This window comes from Pseudomonas halotolerans, from assembly GCF_039581215.1.
Taxonomy (GTDB): domain Bacteria; phylum Pseudomonadota; class Gammaproteobacteria; order Pseudomonadales; family Pseudomonadaceae; genus Aquipseudomonas; species Aquipseudomonas tehranensis.
This window is the reverse complement of sequence record NZ_JBCNTJ010000016.1, coordinates 25103-46277: the sequence shown is the minus strand read 5'-3', so window position 1 is coordinate 46277 and position 21175 is coordinate 25103. Positions and strand designations below refer to the sequence as shown.

Annotated in this window: 19 protein-coding genes; 12 read left to right on the top strand and 7 right to left on the bottom strand. The window is 60.5% G+C overall.

From position 1 onward, the window contains the following. The 4 genes from glcF (at position 1) to AAIS01_RS20215 (ending at position 5855) form a co-directional block, all read left to right on the top strand. Positions 1-1218: a glycolate oxidase subunit GlcF gene (gene glcF / locus AAIS01_RS20230; protein WP_343470423.1), complete on the top strand. Its 1218-nt coding sequence runs from the start codon at positions 1-3 to the stop codon at positions 1216-1218. A 12-nt stretch (positions 1219-1230) separates the two neighbouring features. Further along, the gene (locus AAIS01_RS20225) at positions 1231-1632 is read left to right on the top strand and encodes a heme-binding protein (RefSeq protein ID WP_092399931.1); all 402 of its coding nucleotides are present in this window, start codon (positions 1231-1233) and stop codon (positions 1630-1632) included. A gap of 94 nt (positions 1633-1726) precedes the next feature. Further along, on the top strand, positions 1727-3904 hold the full coding sequence (locus AAIS01_RS20220) for a malate synthase G (RefSeq protein ID WP_343470422.1): 2178 nt from the start codon (positions 1727-1729) through the stop codon (positions 3902-3904). A gap of 253 nt (positions 3905-4157) precedes the next feature. Next, a complete protein-coding gene (locus AAIS01_RS20215) occupies positions 4158-5855 on the top strand; it encodes an L-lactate permease (protein ID WP_343470421.1) in 1698 nt (565 codons plus the stop codon). Positions 5856-5910: 55 nt separating this feature from the next. On the opposite strand, the gene AAIS01_RS20210 is transcribed toward AAIS01_RS20215, so the two are convergent. Continuing rightward, a complete protein-coding gene (locus AAIS01_RS20210; protein ID WP_343470420.1) occupies positions 5911-6189 on the bottom strand; it encodes a short-chain dehydrogenase in 279 nt (92 codons plus the stop codon). A 455-nt stretch (positions 6190-6644) separates the two neighbouring features. Next, positions 6645-7592, bottom strand: coding sequence for a hypothetical protein (locus AAIS01_RS20205; protein WP_343470419.1), 948 nt, complete (start codon positions 7590-7592; stop codon positions 6645-6647). 237 nt (positions 7593-7829) lie between these two features. On the opposite strand from AAIS01_RS20205, the gene AAIS01_RS20200 reads away from it, so the two are divergent. The 6 genes from AAIS01_RS20200 to AAIS01_RS20170 all read left to right on the top strand — a co-directional run bounded on the left by AAIS01_RS20200 (position 7830) and on the right by AAIS01_RS20170 (position 13233). After that, positions 7830-10022 (top strand): response regulator, encoded by a 2193-nt coding sequence (locus tag AAIS01_RS20200; protein WP_343470417.1) that lies wholly within the window; start codon positions 7830-7832, stop codon positions 10020-10022. A gap of 769 nt (positions 10023-10791) precedes the next feature. Continuing rightward, positions 10792-11214, top strand: coding sequence for a glycine zipper domain-containing protein (locus AAIS01_RS20190; RefSeq protein WP_343470416.1), 423 nt, complete (start codon positions 10792-10794; stop codon positions 11212-11214). A 223-nt stretch (positions 11215-11437) separates the two neighbouring features. Beyond that, on the top strand, positions 11438-11605 hold the full coding sequence (locus tag AAIS01_RS20185) for a hypothetical protein (RefSeq protein ID WP_171061338.1): 168 nt from the start codon (positions 11438-11440) through the stop codon (positions 11603-11605). Between the two features lie 69 nt (positions 11606-11674). After that, positions 11675-11878, top strand: a complete 204-nt coding sequence (locus tag AAIS01_RS20180) for a hypothetical protein (protein ID WP_343470415.1) — start codon at positions 11675-11677, stop codon at positions 11876-11878. A gap of 88 nt (positions 11879-11966) precedes the next feature. After that, positions 11967-12338: a hypothetical protein gene (locus AAIS01_RS20175; RefSeq protein ID WP_343470414.1), complete on the top strand. Its 372-nt coding sequence runs from the start codon at positions 11967-11969 to the stop codon at positions 12336-12338. Positions 12339-12537: 199 nt separating this feature from the next. After that, the gene (locus tag AAIS01_RS20170) at positions 12538-13233 is read left to right on the top strand and encodes an HAD-IA family hydrolase (RefSeq protein WP_343470413.1); all 696 of its coding nucleotides are present in this window, start codon (positions 12538-12540) and stop codon (positions 13231-13233) included. A 70-nt stretch (positions 13234-13303) separates the two neighbouring features. On the opposite strand, the gene AAIS01_RS20165 is transcribed toward AAIS01_RS20170, so the two are convergent. Beyond that, positions 13304-14047 carry a 3-oxoacyl-ACP reductase family protein gene (locus AAIS01_RS20165; RefSeq protein WP_343470412.1) on the bottom strand — a complete coding sequence of 248 codons (744 nt, stop codon included), beginning with the start codon at positions 14045-14047 and terminating at the stop codon, positions 13304-13306. Between the two features lie 108 nt (positions 14048-14155). Here AAIS01_RS20165 and AAIS01_RS20160 point away from each other — a divergent pair, with 108 nt between their 5' ends. Next, on the top strand, positions 14156-15079 hold the full coding sequence (locus tag AAIS01_RS20160; RefSeq protein ID WP_343470411.1) for a LysR family transcriptional regulator: 924 nt from the start codon (positions 14156-14158) through the stop codon (positions 15077-15079). 146 nt (positions 15080-15225) lie between these two features. Here AAIS01_RS20160 and AAIS01_RS20155 read toward each other — a convergent pair whose 3' ends face one another. From AAIS01_RS20155 to AAIS01_RS20145, 3 genes are all read right to left on the bottom strand, one after another. After that, entirely contained in the window at positions 15226-15954 is a 729-nt protein-coding gene (locus tag AAIS01_RS20155) for an aspartate/glutamate racemase family protein (protein WP_092399909.1), read from the bottom strand. Between the two features lie 62 nt (positions 15955-16016). Then, the gene (locus tag AAIS01_RS20150; RefSeq protein WP_343470410.1) at positions 16017-17546 is read right to left on the bottom strand and encodes an NCS1 family nucleobase:cation symporter-1; all 1530 of its coding nucleotides are present in this window, start codon (positions 17544-17546) and stop codon (positions 16017-16019) included. A gap of 454 nt (positions 17547-18000) precedes the next feature. After that, positions 18001-18744 (bottom strand): phosphoadenylyl-sulfate reductase, encoded by a 744-nt coding sequence (locus tag AAIS01_RS20145; RefSeq protein ID WP_288912120.1) that lies wholly within the window; start codon positions 18742-18744, stop codon positions 18001-18003. A gap of 174 nt (positions 18745-18918) precedes the next feature. Here AAIS01_RS20145 and thrH point away from each other — a divergent pair, with 174 nt between their 5' ends. Further along, entirely contained in the window at positions 18919-19536 is a 618-nt protein-coding gene (gene thrH, locus AAIS01_RS20140) for a bifunctional phosphoserine phosphatase/homoserine phosphotransferase ThrH (RefSeq protein WP_343470409.1), read from the top strand. Between the two features lie 152 nt (positions 19537-19688). On the opposite strand, the gene pabB is transcribed toward thrH, so the two are convergent. After that, positions 19689-21032 (bottom strand): aminodeoxychorismate synthase component I, encoded by a 1344-nt coding sequence (gene pabB / locus AAIS01_RS20135; RefSeq protein ID WP_343470408.1) that lies wholly within the window; start codon positions 21030-21032, stop codon positions 19689-19691. Positions 21033-21175 lie beyond the last annotated feature (143 nt).

Sequence of the window (21175 nt, the reverse complement as noted above, 5' to 3'; positions counted from 1 at the left end):
GTGCAGACCCATCTGAGTGAACAGGCCAAGCACCTGCCGCGCGCCGAGGAAGCCGAACGTGTCCTGCGCAGTTGTGTGCATTGCGGCTTTTGCAACGCCACCTGCCCGACCTACCAGCTCCTTGGCGACGAGTTGGACGGCCCGCGCGGGCGTATTTACCTGATCAAGCAAGTGCTGGAAGGCAACGAAGTCACCGCCAAGACCCAACTGCACCTGGATCGCTGTCTGAGCTGTCGCAACTGTGAGACCACTTGCCCGTCGGGGGTGCAGTACCACAATTTGCTGGATATCGGCCGCGCGGTAGTCGATGCCGCCGTGCCGCGCCCGCTGGTTCAGCGCGCATTGCGTCAAAGCCTGCGGGCCGTGGTGCCCCATGCGCGGTTGTTCAAAGGGTTGATTGAGGTCGGCCAGGTTTTTCGTCCGCTGTTGCCGGCCAGCCTCAAGGCCAAATTGCCGCGCACTGTCCGAGCCGCCAAACCCCGCCCCGAGCCACGCCATGCACGCCGTGTGCTGATGCTTGAGGGTTGTGTGCAGCCAGGCCTGGCACCCAACACCAATGCCGCCACGGCGCGGGTGCTCGATCGCCTCGGCATCAGCGTTACGCCGATCAATGAAGCCGGTTGCTGCGGCGCGGTGGACTACCACCTCGACGCCCAGGCGCAAGGCTTGCAGCGTGCACGGCAGAACATTGATGCCTGGTGGCCCGCCATCGAGCTGGGCGCCGAGGCCATTGTGCAGACCGCCAGCGGTTGCGGTGCCTTCGTCAAGGATTACGGCCATCTGTTGGCGCAGGACCCGGCCTATGCCGAGAAAGCCAGGCGCGTCAGTCTGTTGGCCAAAGACCTGGTTGAAGTGCTCAGCGTCGAACCCCTGGAGCAACTGGGTGTGCATGCCGACAAGCGCGTGGCGTTCCATTGCCCTTGCACCCTGCAGCATGCGCAGAAACTGGGTGGCGCCGTGGAGAGCGTGCTCGTGCGCCTCGGTTTCGGCCTGACGGCTGTACCCGACAGCCACCTGTGTTGCGGCTCCGCCGGAACCTATTCGCTCACCCAGCCACAGCTGTCCAAGCAATTGCGCGACAACAAACTCAATGCCCTGGAAAGCGGTAAGCCGCAGGTGATCGTTACCGCCAACATCGGCTGCCAGACCCACCTCGACGGCGCCGGTCGCACCCCTGTGCGGCACTGGATCGAACTGGTCGAAGAAGCCCTGAACTAACCGGAGAACAGCATGCTTAGCAAAGCCGTATTGAGCCAGACCGAAGTCAGCAAAATTCTCGCCGCCGCCCGCAGCGAAGCCGAGACAAACCACTGGGCCGTGAGCATCAGCGTGGTCGACGACGGCGGTCACCCGTTGGCCTTGGAGCGTCTGGATGGCTGCTCCCCGATCGCCGCCTACATCGCCGCCGAGAAGGCCCGCAGCGCCGCCCTCGGCCGTCGTGAAACCAAGGGTTATGAAGACATGGTCAATGGCGGGCGTAGCGCGTTCCTGTCGGCGCCGCTGCTGACTTCGCTGGAAGGTGGCGTGCCGGTGATTGTCGACGGCCAAGTGATTGGCGCGGTGGGGGTTTCCGGGGTCAAGGCCGATCAGGACGCCCAAGTGGCCAAAGCCGGTATCGCCGCACTGGGCTGATTGCAAGGGTGAGGCGCTTGTTTAGTGAGCCGCTGGCTCAGTGATCCGCACGGGTATCTGACGCCGGCCATCGACTGTTTTTTGGAGAGTGAAAATGACTGAACGCGTGAACTGCCAGCGCCTGCAAGTGGCCGTCAACCTGCAACGGTTTGTCGACGAGCAAGTGCTGCCCGGCACCGGGATTGAACGCGAGGCTTTCTGGGCCGGCTTCGACGCCCTGGTGCATGACTTGGCGCCGCATAATCGCGCACTGCTGGCCGAGCGTGATGCGCTGCAGGCAAAGCTGGACAGTTGGCACCGCGCGCACCCAGGCCCGATCAGCGACATGCCGGCCTACCGCGACTTTCTCGAGTCCATCGGCTACCTGTTGCCGCAGCCGGACGCGGTGCGGGTCAGCACCGCCAACGTCGACAGCGAGATCACCCATCAGGCCGGTCCACAGCTGGTAGTGCCGATGATGAATGCCCGCTACGCGTTGAACGCCGCCAATGCGCGCTGGGGCTCTTTGTACGATGCGTTGTACGGCACCGATGCCATCGCTGAAGACGGTGGTGCTCAAAAGGGCCCGGGCTACAACCCGGTGCGTGGTGACAAAGTCGTCGCGTTCGCCCGCGCGTTTCTCGATCAGGCCGCGCCGCTGGACATGGGCTCTCACGCCGACTCGGTCAATTATCGGGTCAGTGAGGGGCAACTGCAGGTGACCCTGGCTGACGGCACCCAGACCGGTTTGGCCCAGGCCGACCAGTTCGTCGGTTATCAGGGCCTGGCCAGCGCCCCGACAGCGGTGCTGCTGAAAAACAACGGCCTGCACGTGGAAATCCAGATCGATGCCGGCAGCCCGATTGGCGCCAGCGATGGCGCAGGGGTCAAGGATCTGCTGGTGGAGTCCGCGCTGTCGACCATCCTCGACTGCGAAGACTCCGTCGCGGCGGTCGATGCGGCCGATAAGGTGCTGATTTACCGCAACTGGCTCGGCCTGATGAAAGGCGACCTCAGCGAGGTGCTGGAAAAGGGCGGCAAATCCATCGTGCGCCGTCTCAACCCGGACCGCGAGTACACCGCTGCCGCTGGCGGCGCGTTGACGCTGCACGGCCGCTCGTTGCTGTTTGTGCGTAACGTCGGGCACCTGATGAGCAACCCGGCGATCCTCGACGGTGAAGGCCACGAGATCCCCGAAGGCATCCTCGACGGCGTGATGACCAGCTTGATCGCCCTGCATGACCTCCAGCGCCACGGAAACTCGCGGACCGGCAGCATCTATATCGTCAAGCCGAAGATGCATGGCCCGGCTGAAGTGGCCTTTGCCGATCAGTTGTTCACGCGCATCGAAGACCTGCTGGACTTGCCCCGGCACACCCTGAAGATAGGGATCATGGACGAAGAGCGCCGCACCAGTATCAACCTCAAGGCGTGTATCGCCAGCGCGGCGGCGCGGGTGGCCTTCATCAACACCGGCTTCCTCGACCGCACCGGTGATGAGATGCACACCGCCATGGAGGCCGGGCCGATGCTGCGCAAGGGTGACATGAAGAGCAGCGCCTGGATCCAGGCCTACGAGCGCAACAACGTACTGGTTGGCTTGAGCTGCGGTCTGCGTGGCCGGGCGCAGATTGGTAAGGGAATGTGGGCCATGCCGGACCTGATGGCCGCCATGCTCGAGCAGAAGATCGCCCATCCCCAGGCCGGCGCCAACACGGCCTGGGTACCGTCACCGACCGCCGCCACCTTGCATGCCTTGCACTACCACCAGGTGGATGTGCAGGCGGTGCAGCGCGAGTTGGAAGCCATCGACCTCAACAGCCAGCGCGACGACCTGCTCAATGGCCTGCTCAGCGTGCCGGTGGTGGCCGCGCCTGACTGGAGCGCCAGCCAGATCCAGCAAGAGCTGGACAACAACTGCCAGGGCATCCTCGGTTATGTGGTGCGTTGGGTCGAGCAAGGCGTGGGCTGCTCCAAAGTGCCGGATATCCACAACGTCGGCCTGATGGAAGACCGCGCCACCCTGCGTATCTCCAGCCAACACATCGCTAACTGGCTGCACCACAAAATCGTCAGTGAGACTCAGGTGCGCGAGAGCCTGGAACGCATGGCCAAGGTGGTCGATCAGCAGAACGCGGGCGATCCGCTGTATCGCCCCATGGCCGCCGACTATGCCGCCTCGATGGCGTTTCAGGCCGCCTGCGACCTGGTGTTCAAGGGCCGCGAACAACCCAGTGGCTACACTGAACCGCTGCTGCACGCCTGGCGTTTACGGTTCAAGCAACAGGCCTGAGGGAGGCACGTTCTTCAATCGTCGAGGGTGCTGCGGTGTCCGTCGTGACCGCAACCCCGCAAGCCCTTGCCTTAGCAGGGGCGAAATACAACAGGCCCCGACAGCCCATGGCTGCCGGGGCCCTTGAGCATAAGCGCGGCGACGGGTGACCCCTTGTCGACGCGGTTTCGCGGAGCACACGTGCTCTGGATGCGTGGCGCCGGATACCCCCGGCAAACTGTGTGGTTCACAACAATAAAAAGGAACCAAAACCATGAGTCAAACACTGCTGTCCATCCTGGCCTTCGTGCCGCTGGTACTGGCGGGCGTGTTACTGATTGGCTTTCGCTGGCCAGCCAAATACGCCATGCCGGTGGTCTTCGTACTGACGGCGCTGATCGGCCTTGGGGCCTGGGACATGACGTTGAACCGGGTCCTGGCGTCCTCGCTGCAGGGCCTGGTGCTCACGGCGGCGATCCTGTGGATTGTGTTCGGTGCCATTCTATTGCTCAACACCCTCAAGCATTCCGGCGGCATCAGTTCCATACGCCGCGGCTTTGCCAATATCAGCCCGGACCGTCGGGTCCAGGCGCTGATCGTGGCCTGGCTGTTCGGCTGTTTCATCGAGGGCGCCTCGGGCTTTGGTACACCGGCGGCGGTCGTCGCGCCGTTGATGGTTGCGTTGGGCTTCCCGGCCATGGCCGCCGTGGTGCTCGGCATGCTGGTGCAGTCCACGCCAGTGTCTTTCGGCGCTGTCGGCACACCCATGGTGGTCGGGGTCACGGCTGGTCTTGACCAGACCGGTCTCGGTACGCAACTGGCTGCTGTGGGCAGCAACTGGGAGGTGTTTTTCCAGCTGATCGTCTCGCGGGTGGCGATCATCCATGCCCTTTGCGGGATTCTCATGCCGCTGATCATGATCAGCATCATGACCCGCTTCTTCGGCAAGAACCAATCCTGGCGCGAAGGTCTGGTCATGGCGCCGTTTGCGATCTTCACCGGCCTGGCCTTCGTTATTCCGTACGCGGCCGCTGGGGTGTTCCTCGGCCCGGAATTCCCCTCGATGATCGGTGCCCTGGTGGGCCTGAGCATTGTGATCCCGGCGGCCAAAGCCCGCTTCCTGTTGCCCAAGACCACCTGGGATTTTGCCCCGGCCAGCGAGTGGCCTGTCGAGTGGATGGGCTCCATCGAGATGAAACTCGACGACATGGCCGGCAAGAAAGCGATTTCCGTCCCCCTGGCCTGGGCACCCTATGTGCTGCTGGCCGTGCTGTTGGTGCTGTCGCGCAACATTCCACCGCTCAAGGCCTGGCTGCTGTCACTGAGCTTCGGTGCCAAAGACATTCTGGGTGAGACGGGCGTATCCGCCAGCCTGGAATTGCTCTACCTGCCGGGTGGCTTGCTCTGCGTAGTTGCGCTGATGACATTCTTCCTGCACCGCATGCGCGTCAGCGAACTGGTCGCGGCCGTGAGCGAATCGAGCAAAACCTTGCTGGGCGCCGGTTTCGTGTTGATCTTCACCATCCCCATGGTGCGTATCCTGATCAACTCAGGGGTGAACGGATCGGACCTGGTGTCGATGCCGGTGGCAATGGCGCGGCTGGTCGCAGACAGCGTTGGCAGCGTGTACCCGTTCTTCGCCCCTGCGGTGGGCGCACTGGGCGCATTCATTGCCGGCTCCAACACCGTCTCCAACCTGATGCTGGCGCAGTTCCAGTTCAACACCGCGCAACTGTTGGGCATCTCTGGCGCGCTGATGGTGGCGTTGCAATCGGTGGGCGCAGCGGCCGGTAACATGATCGCCATCCACAACGTGGTGGCGGCATCGGCGACAGTCGGCCTACTGGGTCGCGAAGGCATCACCCTGCGCAAGACCATGCTGCCCACGCTGTACTACATCGTCCTGGCCGGTACCATCGGCATGATTGGTTTTTATCTGCTGGGGATCAGCGATCCGCTGACGAAGTCCTGAAGCCTGCAGGCTGCCCGCCGATGGGGCGGGCAGCCTTGTTGTGGTTTCTGACGCTTTAAAGCGTGGTGCCCGCCGGCGCCGCCTCCAGCCGCCTGGCGATCACATCCATCACGTCGCAACCGTCACGCAGCGGAATGCAGCAAAGCTGTGCCAAATCCTGCAGGGTCGCAGGGTCGACGCTCTGTTCATCACGCATCGCAAAGTTCTCAAGGAACTGAGTAGCGGCACGGATTCGGTAGGCGGCTGCATCGAGCAGGATGTGTAGCGGGGCGCGGGTATCGACGTAGAGGGGTTGGTCGTCGGCGTTGCTGGTAAGGCTCATGTATTGGTTCATATCAAATCCTTGTGTCATGAGTGAACTGTCACACTTCGTCGCCAAACGAAGGGTGACAGCTGTACACAGGTTGGCGAACCGGAGACACAAGGAGCCGGCAGACCCGAAGGTCTCCCGTGCACAGCTGCCATAAAGCAGTTCTGTGAGCACAAGGGTGCTCCTGCCACAGCAGAAAGCACCGTTGCACTTGTGTCAATCGAGTCGCCAAACCCGGTCGCCATTTGGGGCGACGCCCAGACTATAGTCGTCACCACAAAAAATACGCAAGGGATTGATAGGGAAGAGGATTCCCAATCATATGTAGGACGGTGCCTTAGTTGTCAGCGCTCGAGCTGTATGTCCTACAACTCACCAGAGCTATCACTTACGTCTTCTGGTGGGTAAATGACATGGAGGGGAGGAGCAGTAGCTACGGGCGCAGCCGGGGAAGGAATGAGGCGAGATTTTCATTATTGTTAATAGAAAATCCCTGTGAGATGACCGTTCTCTACGAATTCACGCGGCTCGCGTAAAATTTGCTCCAGAACTGCGAATCTCGAGCTGCCTTCTTGGCGTAGAAGGGTACCGACGAGTAAGCCTCTTTTAAACGTTGCGAGCCCAGCGCCCGCCTTTCGGCTTCCTGGATGCTCAAAGCTCCACTCTGCCAAATCTTCATCCAGAAGCTGTCCGCCAGCAGCGTCGCGGAAGGTTTTACTTTCGAAGTCGTAGCGAGCATTTCGTACCTCCGGCACGTAGAAGGCTAAGGATTCATATGCTGTTTCAATCATACGTTGGATATTGCCGATAGTATCATCGTCTATCCATTTGATCGACGGGATGCCTATCCGTTCATCACCATCAATCTGGCGTTGATGCGGCCTAATGTGGCTAGTCGTCCCTCGTTTCAAGGCAGATGAAAGCATCGCGTCAGTCCGTCGGCGTATGGCGATGTCTGAAAGCCCCTCAGGATCACCAATAAATTCCCGTTTCGTATTCGCAGCAAAGGCGCCTACCGCAGCGTAGATACCGTTACCTCCTCGCCCGGGATCAACCAAACTCACGTCGATCCAAACTTGGACAGGTGTCACCATTACAGAAAAGTAGTGACCGTTCGATCCCCCCGTGCGGAACGTGTAAACCTCGGTATCGACGTAATGTTTTTCGGCGACGACACTTATGAGTTTTGTCCCAAGGCTCACTTCTGGCATTACCTGGCGCAGATCTGTGGCACTGCTGTTTTGGTATAGAAACAAGTCTTCGGTACCTGCCAGGATTTGTAAGCACCTAGTTGCAAAATCATCATGAAATTTGTCTGCTGCAGCATTCCCGTCTTCGAGGCCGCTCTGAACTCCTGCACTATTCTCCATCAACGCGAGATTGCCTCTTCTATTGAGTCGCCAGATCAAGGTATCTGGGGACCGCAAGACTATGAACTCCACCACGCAGACTACGCAACGGATTGATTGGGAAGGGATTTCCTAATCCTATGTAGGATTCCGCCGTAGTCTCATTGCCCATTTTTACTCTTCACCCCCCCGTTCCAGCCCTACACGCCCCACAATCCAATCGCGCATTCCCACCCGGCGCGGGATAATACGGTCCGGCTTGGGGTCACAAGCGCTACCCCTGATTGTATTGGCGGCTGAGAAGGATCGATCGCAATGACAGACTGGCTGCAAAGCTATGGAGAGATGGCTGAAAGGGTGCGCGGCCATGACTGGGAGGCCAGCCCGCTCGGGCCGCCGAAGCAGTGGCCCGATGTGCTGAAGACCACCGTAGCGCTGAGCCTCGCCTCGCATTTTCCCCAAGCCATCATATGGGGGCCGGACCTGATCACGTTGTACAACGATGCCTTCGTGCCCATCCTCGGCAATAAACCCCAAGCCCTGGGCCGGCGCTTTGATGAAGTGTGGAAGGAAGTCTGGAGCGACATCGGCCCGATTGTGCAGGCGGCCTTCGAGGGGCAGGCGACTTACATCGAGAATTTTCCCCTGATCATCGAGCGTGGCGGCGGCCTGGAACAGGCGTATTTCACGTTCTGCTACAGCCCCATCCGTGATCAGTTCGGCAAGGTGGTGGGCATGCTGGACACCGTCACCGAGACCACTTCGACGGTGTTCATGACCCAGCGCCTGGCGGTGCTGGATGCCATTGGCAATGCCGTGGCCAATGCCACCGAGCCGCAGGCCATCATGGCCACCACCACGCGGATTCTGGCGGCGCACCTGAACCTGTCCAATTGCGCCTATGCGGATATGGATGAAGACGAGGATGGCTTCACCATTCGCGGTGATTGGGCCCGGGCGGGTTCACCCAGTATTGTCGGGCATTACCGGCTGGCGGATTTCGGTCGGCTGGCGGTTGCCAACCTAAGGGCCGGCAAGCCACTGGTGGTCAACGATAACCTCAAGGAGCTGGCGCCCGAGGAAGCGGCGACGTTCCAGGCGATCGGTATCGCCGCGACCATTTGCGTTCCGCTGATCAAGAACGGACGTTTGACCGCATTGATGGCCATCCACGATAAAACGCCGCGGGTCTGGTCCAGCAACGATCTGGCGCTGCTGATGGAAGTGACTGAGCGATCCTGGGCGCACATCGAGCGCACCCGGGCGGACGCCGCTGTGCGTCAGGGCCTGGCGGCCCTGGCGGAGCTGAACGCGACGCTGGAAGAGCGGGTCGAGGAACGCACCGCGCGCCTGAAACAGACCGAAGCGGCGTTGCGCCAATCGCAGAAACTTGAAGCCATTGGCCAGCTCACCGGCGGCGTGGCCCACGACTTCAACAACCTGCTGACGATCATTCGTTCCTCCGTCGACTTTCTGCGCATGCCCAACCTGTCTGATGAGCGTCGCAAACGCTACATGACGGCGGTTTCCGAGACGGTGGAGCGTGCCGCCAAGCTGACCAGCCAGTTGCTCGCCTTCGCCCGGCGTCAGCCGTTGAAACCGCAGGTCATCGATGTGCGCAAGCAGGTGCAAAGCCTCGGTGACATGCTGCAAACCGTTACGGGGGCGCGGATTCAGGTCAAGGTTGAGTTGAGCGATCGACCTTGTTACATCCGCGCTGACTTGAGTCAGTTTGAAACGGCCCTGATCAATATGGCCCTCAATGCCAGGGATGCCATGGACGGGCAAGGCACACTGTCGCTGCGGCTCATTGGCGGCGCTGGCATGCCGCCGATCCGTGGTCACGCGGGGGCCGGGCAGTCTTTTGCCGCGATTGCCCTGGCGGACACCGGCACCGGTATTACGGCAGAAGTCCTGGAGCATATTTTCGAGCCGTTCTTTACCACCAAGGACGTGGGCAAGGGCACCGGGCTGGGCTTGTCCCAAGTGTTCGGCTTTGCCAAACAGTCTGGCGGCAACGTGGATGTGTCGACCGTGGTTGGGGAGGGCACGGTGTTTACCTTGTACCTGCCGGAAGTCGAGCCTGAAGAAGTTCATGAACCTATCCGCGAGGAAACCGCGCCCTTGCTGCTGGAAAACGGCAAGCGTCGGGTGTTGATCGTGGAGGACAACCTGGAGGTCGGGCGCTTTGCCAATCAGATCCTGCAGGATCTGGGCTACGAAACGGCCTGGGCCACCAACGCCGAGGAGGCACTGGACATGGTTGGCCCGGATGCGATGGCGTTCGACGCAATATTCTCCGACGTCGTCATGCCCGGCATCAGCGGTATTGCCCTGGCCAAGGCTCTGCGCCGCCGCCGCCCGGATCTGCCGGTGGTTCTGACCTCGGGTTACAGCGAGGAGCTGGCCCATCGTGGCCATGAGGATTTCGAGTTTCTATCCAAGCCCTATTCGGCCGATCAGCTTGCTCGGATTTTAAGCCGCACGATGGTGGGGCGGATTGAATAAAGCTGGCATTACGCAAATCACGCCACTCCATTCGTCGGCCAATCGCTTGCCTGAATCATCAGTCCGTTGATGACCGACTAGTCTGAAAGTCGTGAAGGCCGATATTTTTCAGGCAACGAGTTGTTGCCGGTGTGGGCCTCGACGAAAAGGGGAAAGGCGATGGGAGCACCGTACAGCGAGGATAACGGAGCCGCATATCCAATCAATGAAGGTCTGCAGTGTGGTCAATCGGCCTATAGAGCAGACTTTGGCGACGAACCGATCAAATCCATCAGGACCAAGGTGTCCAAAGTGCCGCGAGGGGAAAAAGCCAAGTTTTTGCCCAGGGTCCCGGTCAGAAAATAACGTCATAACTCAATACGTGCAGCCCCGTCATCGTGGCGAGGGAGCTTGCTCCCGCTGGGCTGCGTAGCAGCCCCCACCCTCGAATAATACCCCTGGCAGGTACTAGCGCCTGCTACTCAGCCGAGCGGGAGCAAGCCCTCTCGCCACGACACCCTTCCAGCCTCTGGCATAAATATTTTTCCATCTTTTTTCCAGCAACGGTTTCTTTCACGTTTCTTTCACAACCGCACGCGTAATCTTGGCTCATCCGTTAGAAAGCAGTACCGCAATACCTGCCCGTTTCCCCAGCGGGCTTTTTTTTGCCTGTCATAAAACTACCCCCCCGTTTGCTGTCCAAGTGATATGGCCCAACGCTATCTGGCGTAGACTGACGCCCGCGCGCACCGGCCATCTTTCCCTGATGCGGCATTTTGAGGTTTCTATCATGCGTTTGATTTTGTCCACGTTGGTGCTTGGGCTTGCGGTTGCTCAGGGCGCGTTAGCCGCCGGCGACGGCACTGCTGCGGTTGGCGGTGGTCTGGGCGGTGCGTTGGGTAATGTGGTCGGCCAACAGATGGGCGGCAGCACAGGCGCGGCGATCGGTGCCGGTGTCGGGGGTGCGGCCGGCAGTGCGGTGGGGGCTCGTAAGGGCAGCCGTACGGAAGCGGCCATTGGTGGTGGTTTGGGATCGGCCGGCGGTTCGATTGTGGGTAACAGCCTGGGCGGCTCCACCGGTTCCACCATCGGCGCGGGCATTGGCGGCGCGGCCGGTGGTGCGCTGGGTAGCAACTTGTCCAATGACAACGATGGTCACTCTGGCGGCAAGAAGCACAAACACAAGAACAAGCATAAGAACAAGCATCGTTAAGCTGATGTTTGGATGAGAAAGACCCGGCCTTGAGCCGGGTTTTTTGTTCTCCAGGGGGGGGCGGCTGGTCTGCTCACAGTGTTGGGGCGGCTGCGCCACCCAGCGGGAGCAAGCTCCCTCGCCACAGGGTGTCGGGCGTTTTCTTTGCGGGGTTATTTATCCGGAACGTTTCCCCCCTCTGCACCTCGAATTCATACATCCATCAGCAATTGCGAGGTGAGTCATGACGCCGGAAACCGAAGGTACGGAAGAAAAAGGCCCGTCGGGCGTTCCTTTCGTCAATGATCCGGGCAATGAAGACCCTGGCTCGCTGATGGACGACGCCCAGGTGCCCTTGATCGAGGGTGAAGAGGTTGAAGACGCTGAGATTGAGGATGAGTCCTACGATTGAAGTCGCTCAAACCGACCGTCCCTGTTCGCAAAACTGCATGACGTGTTGTCCCGTCATCAGGAGGTTGCCATGACTGCCGACTCGCCTGTCCCTGACGACGATGAAACCCCGGAATACCCGCTGCCCTCGCCAACCGACTCCCTGAGCCGGGACCAGCGGCCGCCAGACGACGAAGCCGGAGTAGAGCAAGTGCCCAGTGAGGATGAGGGCATCGAGACGAGCCCGGACGACCCGGACATCGCCGGTAAAGATGCCTCCGGTGAGCCGAGCTGATTGCCGGTTCCGCCCGTCGATTCATCGGCACCATTGGCAAGGCACGATTGCCACACATCAGGTAGGTACCTTGAAAAGGAGACTCACCATGATGAAATCAAATATGGCCGCGCTGACCTTGGCCGGGATTCTGTCGATCAGCTCCGTGGCAGCTTTTGCACAGTCTACAAGCGGCAATCCCCCGGTAGATAAGGGCGGGATGCCACCTTCCACCGAAATGGAGGCCGGCTCCAATACGGGGGATAACGCCAATGCCTTGCCGCCTGGCTCGGTGCAAGGCGGTAATGGTGGTGATGCCACCGGCAGCAGCACCAGCCCAGGTACCGGCAGCGGCTCAATGAGCGGTGGCAGCTCCATGGGCGGCGATGCTTCCAGTAGCGGAACGGGGGCCGGAACTACCGACAGCGGTGCTGGCTCAGGTGACGGCGGCTCGAGTGGTTCCAGTGGTTCGAGCCAATAACGCATCGCCCATCAACTTAACCTGATCTTTGTGATGGCGAGGGGAGCAAGCTCCCTCGCCACCGTCGTCGTCCACCCAGATTTACCGTTGCCTCTGCCAAGCCTCTCTCGTTATCCTGCTGAATCCTTTAAGGCGAACACGTTGCCTGGCCAAATCTGAGCCATCCCTGGAACCTTGTGTTGATAACGGATCAGATGCGATGAAAACACCGCTGCAAGAGTTTGGCCCGATCAAGGCTGTGATTTTCGACATGGATGGGCTTTTGCTGGACACCGAGGGTATTTACACCGAGGTGACCTCCATCATCGCCGAGCGTTACGGGCGCACGTTTGACTGGAGCGTCAAGCAGAACATCATCGGACGCGGGGCCGGGGATCTGGCCCGTTATGTCGTTCAGGCGCTGGAATTGCCGATCACCCCGGAAGAATTCCTGGTGATCCGCGAGCCCTTGATGCGTGAACGCTTCCCTCACGCCCTGGCGATGCCTGGCGCTGAAGAACTGGTGCGGCATTTGAAAGCCCATGATGTTCCGATTGCGGTGGGCACCAGTTCGTCGAGCCAGTCGTTTGCGCTCAAAACCACGCTGCACCGGGACTGGTTCGCGCTGTTCGATTTCATCGTCACCGCCGATGACCCGGAGGTCGGCGCGGCGAAACCGGCACCGGATATCTTCCTCACCGCAGCCCGTCGCCTGGGCGTTGCACCTCGCGATTGCCTGGTGTTCGAAGACTCACCGTTCGGTGTGACCGCGGCGAAAGCGGCGGGCATGACCGCCATTGCCATTCCGGATTCGGCCATGGCCGACGAAAAATACGCGCATGCCGACGCGATCATCCGCTCCCTGAAAATCTTCCAGCCGAGCCTGTGCGGTTTGCCAGAGCTGGAGTGGGCCTGACGACACATCGCGTCACAGCAGAACGCCGGTCATGGTTTTACCCATGACCGGCGTTTTTTTATGGCCTGAATCAGGCGCCGAACCCCCCATCGATGGTCAGGCTGGCGCCAGTGATGTAAGCCGCTTGCGGGCCTGCCAGGTAGGCGACGAAACTGGCGATCTCGTCGACGGTGCCGTAACGGCCGATCGCCATCAACGCCATCAGGCTGGCGGCGAAATCACCGTCGGCCGGGTTCATGTCGGTGTCCACCGGGCCGGGCTGCACGTTGTTGACGGTGATGCCGCGCGGGCCGAGGTCGCGAGCCAGGCCTTTGGTCAGGCCCACCAGTGCGGACTTGCTCATGGCATAGGCGGCACCGCCGGTGAAGGGCATGCGGTCGGCGTTGGTGCTGCCGATGTTGATGACTCGTCCACCTTCACCCATGTGCCGAGCCGCTGCCTGGGTCGCGATGAATACGCTGCGCACGTTGACGGCCAGGGTCTGGTCAAAATCCTCGAGCTTGAACTCGTCCAGCGGCGCCATCGCCAGTACACCAGCATTGTTGACCAGGATGTCCAGCCGGCCAAAGGCGTCGACGGTGGCATTGACGGCGTTGCGGATGGCCTCTGCGTCGGCGCTGTCGGCCTTGATCGCCAGGGCCTTGCCGCCGGCTGCGATGATACTGTTCTGCAGTTCTTCGGACTTGGCCGCCGAGCTGACGTAGGTGAAGGCCACTGCGGCGCCTTCCGCTGCCAGGCGCTTGACGATGGCGGCGCCAATGCCGCGGGAACCGCCCTGGATCAAGGCGACTTTACCGCTCAGTTGAGTGCTCATGATGTTCTCCAAACGTGGGTTGATGGCGCGAGTATCGGGATTTGGCGATGGGCTGTGTAGAGGCTTATAGATACAGTCTGTGTATACCAAAAGTTTAGAGTGGTCTTTATGGAAACCTTCAGCAGTATCGAATGCTTTGTGCGCAGCGCCGAAGTCGGCAGCTTTGCCGAGGCTGCGCGCCGCTTGAGCGTGACCCCAGCGGCAGTGGGTAAAAACGTGGCCAAGCTCGAAGCGCGGTTGGGGGTGCGCCTGTTCCAGCGCAGTACCCGTCGCCTGACGCTGACCGAAGCCGGTCAGCTATTCCTCACAGAAGTCGGCACCAGTTTCAATACGATCCAGAACGCTGTCGCCAATCTGGCCAGCGTTGGCGGGCAGCCGGCTGGCACCTTGAAAGTGAGCATGGGCACGGCGTTCGGGCGACTGTATGTGGTGCCGTTGCTGGGGGAGTTTTTGCAGCGCTATCCGGCAATCAATCCGGATTGGCATTTCGATAACCGTCAGGTGGACCTGATCGGCCAAGGTTTCGATGCGGCCATTGGCGGCGGTTTCGAACTGCCCCAGGGGGTGGTGGCGCGCAAACTGGCCGTGGCTCATCGCGTATTGGTTGCCTCGAAGGACTACGTACGAAGCCATGCGCCGGTGATTGAACCGGAAGACCTGGCGCACCATCAGGGCATCCTGATCCGTTCACCCCAGACCGGGCGTATCCGTTCCTGGCAACTGACCAGCCGCGCACGACAGCACAGCCCGCTTATGCTCAAGGCCCGCATGACCATGAGTGACTCTGAAGCCGACTGCGCCGCCGCCATCCAAGGGCTGGGCATCGGCCTGGTGAGCATGCCGGTGGCGGTTCCTTATCTGCAATCGGGGGCGTTGCAGCGGGTGCTGCCGGATTGGTACGTCGACGATGGCAACATTTCCATCTACTACGCCGAGCACAAACTATTGCCGGGCAAGACCCGGGCGTTTGTGGATTTCATCATCGAGCGGTTTGCCGAACAGGGGTTGGCGGAGCGATTCAGTGCGGTTTGAGTTTGGCTTTGGACCGAGTTGGTCCCATCGCGAGCAGGCTCGCTCCCACAAGGTTTTTGGCTGTCGCAAAATATGTGGTCGCCGTAAAAACCAGTGTGGGAGCGAGCCTGCTCGCGATGGGGGCGATGCGCTCTAGTGCTGTGAACTCACCGCCCAAACCGCCCCGGCCAACCGATGATGGTCTTGGGCCGAGGCGTGGCATAGGTGCGCACTTTCGAGGTGGTCAAGCCCAACCGCACCAGGGATTCGGCAATGGTCACCGCCGCCGTCACACCATCGACCACCGGCACCCCAGTGCGCTGGCGGATCTGCTCATCGAGCCCGGCCATGCCACCGCAACCCAGGCAGATCACTTCGGCCTTGTCCTGACTGACCGCCAGTTCTGCCTGTTGCACGATGGCCTCGACCGCCCGTTGCGGGTCTTGCTCAAGCTCCAGCACTGCCAGGCCACTGGCGCGTACCGAGGCGCAGCGAGCGAACAGGCCGGAGAGCTTGAGGCGGTCTTCGATCAGCGGCACGGTGCGGTCCAGGGTGGTGACCACCGAATAGGCATGGCCCAGGAACATCGCGGTGCTGGCGCCCGCGTCGGTGATGTCCACCACCGGTACATTGAGCAGTTCCTGCAAGCCTTCGCGCCCATGTTCGCCGTAACCGGCCTGGATCACCGCATCAAACGGTTGATCGTAGGCCATCACCCGGTCCATCACCGCGATGGCGGCCAGGTAGCTTTCGAAATTGCCTTCGATGGAGTCGGCGCCGAAGTAGGGTGTGAGCCCGACGATCTCGGTGCCCGGCGCGGCCACGGCCTGGGCCTGCCGGGCGATGGCCTGGGTGATGGAGTCGGTGGTGTTGACGTTGACCACAAGAATTCGCATGAGCTGACCTCCTTAACGCAGAGTAAGTAAGCGGCCTGCACCGAGTGAGCCGTTTTGAATCATCAATGACTGACGTTATCCACGGCGATGGACTCACCGCTGACGTCTTCGTAAAAGGGCTGCCGCTTGGCGATAATCAGGTACAGCAGCCCTGCAATCGAAGCGCCAATCAGCCAGGAGAATGGGGAAACGCTGTCGAAACCGGGCACCAGCGCCAGGACAATCGCGATCAGCGCTGCCGGAATAAACGCCGCCACGGCACGCAGGTTAACCCCGTTGCTGTAGTAATACGCGCCATTGGGGTCTTCGCTGTACAACTGCGGCACGTTGATACAGCCTTTTCGCAAGAGCCAGTAGTCGACCATGATGACGCCGTACAAGGGTCCGAGCAGGGCGCCGAGGCCGGAAAGGAAATACACAATCACCAGCGGGCTGTTGTAGAGATTCCACGGCAGGATCAGCACGGCAATGGCGGCGCTGATCAACCCAGCGCGGCGGAAGGTCAGGTACTTGGGCGCCAGGTTGCTGAGTACAAAGGCCGGGGCGACAAAGTTGGCCATGATGTTCACCGCCACAGTCACAATCAAAAATGCCAGGCAGCCGAGCACCAGGAAAAAGGTGTTGGGGATCGAGGCGATGACCTGGGTCGGGCTTTCGATGATTTGCCCGTTGATCTGGAATTGCGCACCGCAAAGCAAAACGGTGATCCCGGCAAACACCAAAATATTGACCGGCAGCCCCCAGAAATTGCCCACGACGATGGTCCGGCGACACGGCGAGGAGCGAGCGAAATCGCAGAAGTTGAGCACCAACGTGCCGTAGATCGCCAGCCACAGCGCTCCGCCGGCAAAGATGTTGCGCCACATTTCGCCGCCGGTCAGTGGCTCGCGGATCGACCAGGCAATGGTTGCGCCGGCCTGGGTGTACATCCAGCCGGCCAGGGCTGCGACAGTGACCAGAATCACTGGCCCGGCAAAACCTTCGTAGCGTCGCACCATCTCCATGCCGTAGGCCAGGATCATCAGTTGCACGAACCAGATCGCCACGAAACACACCCAGCCCAGGCTCGACAGGCCCAGGATCGCGTCGCGGTCGTAGTCGGCGAAGCCGGGGTGTATTGCGACCAGCAGCACGCGTAAAACCACGGACGCCAGATAGGTCTGAATGCCGAACCAGGCGATGGCGATAACGGCCCTGATCAATGCAGGAATCTGCGCGCCGTGAATACCGAAACTGATCCGGCTGATCACCGGGAACGGCACTCCGGTTTTCTGCCCCATGTAGCCGGACAGGTTCATAAAGCCATAGACCAATGCTGCACCGATCCCCAGGGACAACAGAATCTGCCAGCCACCGAGGCCCAGGGCATACAGACCAATGGCAAAGGAATAGTTGGCGATGTTGTGTACGTCGTTGGTCCACAGGGCAAAGATGCTGTAGCGACCCCAGCGCCGACCCTCGGCCTTGGTCGGCGCCAGGTCTTTGTTGTGCAGCCTTGGACTCAAGGTCAGCGTAGCGGCGGGGGCGTCATCAACGGCAGTGGGTGAGGAGGGCAGATCCAGCGCGATGTTATTGGAGAGACTTGTACGCATTCCGGCAGGCTCCTGATTCTCGCTGCCGCGATGACTGTGCATGAGCGCAGGGCTCGACAAATCTTCGTCGCGGCGGGGCGAGCATCATTGGTTACGGGGCATCTGCAGCCTGTACGGGATAGGGCGCTTCAGGCTTGCGGATCTAAAAGTGTGTGTATGTTTTATTTAGGTTGTATACAAAACACTTGTCGACTAAAGCCAGATTTATGCCAGTTACTTAAACGGTTTTTCGAGTGCCTATTTTGTGTTTGTAAGGTTTTATCAATAAGTGACTGAAAAATAGCCGTTAAAATTTGACCATTTGAACAGGTATTTATTTTTCAGGCTGGGCGTTGGAAAGGAAGGGGCTAACAGGAAGGGGAATCGACGTGTAACTTTTCAGGGCATTAGGAGACTAACTGCACACAAAAATGGCACCTGCGGTGACATTTTTGTGTACAGGGCAGTGGCGGCTCTACAGCGCCTTGGTTTTAGTGATGATATTGCCGGCGTGCAGCCCGCATTCTTTCTGCGTGGCTTCTTCCCACCACCAGCGGCCTTCGCGTTCGTGCTGGTTCGGCAGCACTGGGCGGGTGCAGGGTTCGCAGCCGATGCTGATGAAGCCGCGTTCATGCAGGCTGTTGTAGGGCAACTCCAGCATGCGGATGTAGCCCCAGACTTCTTCGCTGGTCATCTGCGACAGCGGGTTGAATTTGTACAGGGTGCGCTCCGGGGTGGAAAACGCTGTGTCGATTTCCAGCACGGCTACCTGGCTGCGGGTGCCGGGGCTCTGATCGCGACGCTGGCCGGTGGCCCAGGCGCGGACATCGGACAGTTTGCGCCGCAGTGGCTCGATCTTGCGAATGCCGCAGCACTCACCGTGACCGTCCTTGTAGAAACTGAACAGGCCTTTTTCCTTCACGAAAGGCTCGAGTTTCGCAGGGTCCGGCGAGATCAGTTCGATATCGATCTTGTAGTGCTCGCGCACCTGCTCGATGAACCGATAGGTTTCAGGGTGCAGGCGACCAGTGTCGAGGCTGAACACCTTGACGTTCTTGTTCAGCTTCCAGGCCATGTCCACCAGCACCACGTCTTCGGCGCCGCTGAACGATATCCACAGGTCATCGCCAAATTCGGCGAAGGCCAGTTTGAGGATGTCCTGGGGGGACTTGTTGGCATAGGTCGTGGCGAGTTCCACGACGTCAAACGATGGGCTCATCAGGGCGGCTTCCTACAGGTCGGTGGCGCTGGGCGCTCTATATGGGGCTGATGGTAACAAAAGCTGTCGGGGCTGGCGCGTTCCTGTGCGTTGCGCAGGCATCGGCGAATGGCTAGAGTCGGCAGTCCTTTTGTTAGCTCAACCGATAAACATTAAAAAAAATGGGAGTGTCTTGTGGAAATTGCCTGTCTCGACCTGGAAGGCGTGCTGGTCCCGGAAATCTGGATCGCCTTCGCTGAAAAAACCGGTATTCAATCCCTCAGGGCAACCACGCGGGACATCCCCGACTACGACGTGCTGATGAAGCAACGGTTGCGCATCCTCGATGAGCATGGCCTCAAGCTCGCCGATATCCAGGAAGTCATCGCCACCCTCAAGCCGCTGGACGGCGCCATCGAGTTCGTCGACTGGCTGCGCGAGCGCTTCCAGGTGGTGATTCTGTCCGACACCTTCTACGAATTTTCCCAGCCGTTGATGCGTCAGTTGGGTTTCCCGACGTTGCTCTGCCATCGTCTGATTACCGATGACAGCGGGCGGGTAACCGGCTACCAACTGCGTCAGAAAGATCCCAAGCGCCAGTCGGTATTGGCCTTCAAGAGCCTGTACTACCGGGTGATTGCGGCGGGGGATTCCTACAATGACACGACGATGCTGGGTGAGGCCGATGCCGGGATTCTGTTCCATGCACCGGACAATGTGATCCAGGAGTTCCCGCAATTCCCGGCAGTGCACAGTTTTGCCGAGCTCAAGCAGGAGTTCCTCAAGGCTTCGAGCCGCAGCCTGAGCCTGTAAGACTGTCGCAAGACCTGTGGGAGCGGGCTTGCTCGCGAAAGCGGTGCCTCAGCCAGTATTGATGTTGACTGACACTTGTCATCGCGGGCAAGCCTTGCTCCCACAGGGGGATGGCACGCAGCCTGTGGGAGCAAGGCTTGCCCGCGATGCTTTTAGAGGTTCTGCAAAGTTTCGAGCAAGACCCGAACCTTGGTAATCGACTCCTGATACTCGGCCTGCCAATCCGAATCCGCGACAATCCCGCCGCCGCCCCAGCAACACACTTGCCCATCCTTGACCAGCAGGCTGCGAATGGCGATGGAACTGTCCATCTCCCCGCGTACATCCAGGTACAGCAACGAGCCGCAGTAGAGCCCGCGCCGGGTCGGTTCGAGTTCGTCGATGATCTGCATGGCGCGGATCTTCGGTGCGCCGGTGATCGAGCCGCCGGGAAAGCTGCCCGCGATCAAGTCCAGGGCATCCTTGGCGTCGGCCAGCTCGCCGGTCACGCTGCTGACCAGATGGTGGACGTTGGGATAGCTTTCCAGGCTGAACAACTCCGGCACGCGCACCGAGCCGATGCGGCAGGTGCGGCCCAGGTCGTTGCGCAACAGATCGACAATCATCAGGTTTTCCGCCCGGTCCTTGGGGCTGGCCAGCAGCTCGGCGGCCTGAGCGGCGTCTTCGTCAGGGGTTGCGCCGCGTGGGCGGGTGCCCTTGATCGGGCGGGTTTCCACATGGCCTTCGCTGACCTTGACGAAACGTTCCGGCGACAGACTCAGCACCGCGCCGCCATCGGGCAAGCTCTGGAAGCCGGAAAACGGCGTCGGGCAAGCCGCCCGCAGTGCCTGGTAGGCGGCCCAGGCATCACCCTGACATGGGGCACGGAAGCGCTGGGCAAAGTTGACCTGATAGCAGTCGCCGGCCTGGATATACGCCTGGATCCGTTCGAACGCTTGCCGATAGGCATCGCTATTGAGGTCGGGCGCCATCGGCGCTTCAAGGCTGAAGGCGGTTACAGGCGCTGAGGTCGGCTGGCTGAAGAGCGCCATCAGGCGCTGGCGTTCGCTGTCGGTACAGTGAGGGTGAAACACCAACTGGCTGGTCCCGGCCTGATGGTCGGTGACCAGTGCCCAGTCGTACACACCGAACCGCGCGTCGGGCAACTGCAGATCGTCCTTGGCGTGGGACGGCAGGGTTTCCAGATGTCGGCCGAAGTCGTAGCTCAGGTAGCCGATCAGGCCGCCAGCGAAGGGCAATTGCACCGAGGCCGGCAGTACAGCACGACCCAGCTGCGTCAGATGAATGCGCAGGCGTTGCAGGAAATCGGCACCGCTCTCGTCTGGCAGTACCGCCAGATGCTCCAGCGGCCAGGCACTGAGCAAATCATAGCGCCCGCGTTCGGCACTCGGCCGGCCACTGTCGAGCAGCACACTGCCTGGGGCATGACGGATCACCGCGAAATACTCGGCGGGGTTGGCACGGTAGGGCAGCGGGTGTACGGAGCAGGTTGGCATGGGCGGGGTGGATCGGCCTTTCAGGCGGGGTGGCGATTGTAATCCCTCTGTAGGATTTGCTCCTAGAGGGATGTCGGTATTGAACACGTCTTAAGGCTCAACGAGCCCGCGTGGCGAGGGAGCTTGCTCCCGCTGGGTTGCGA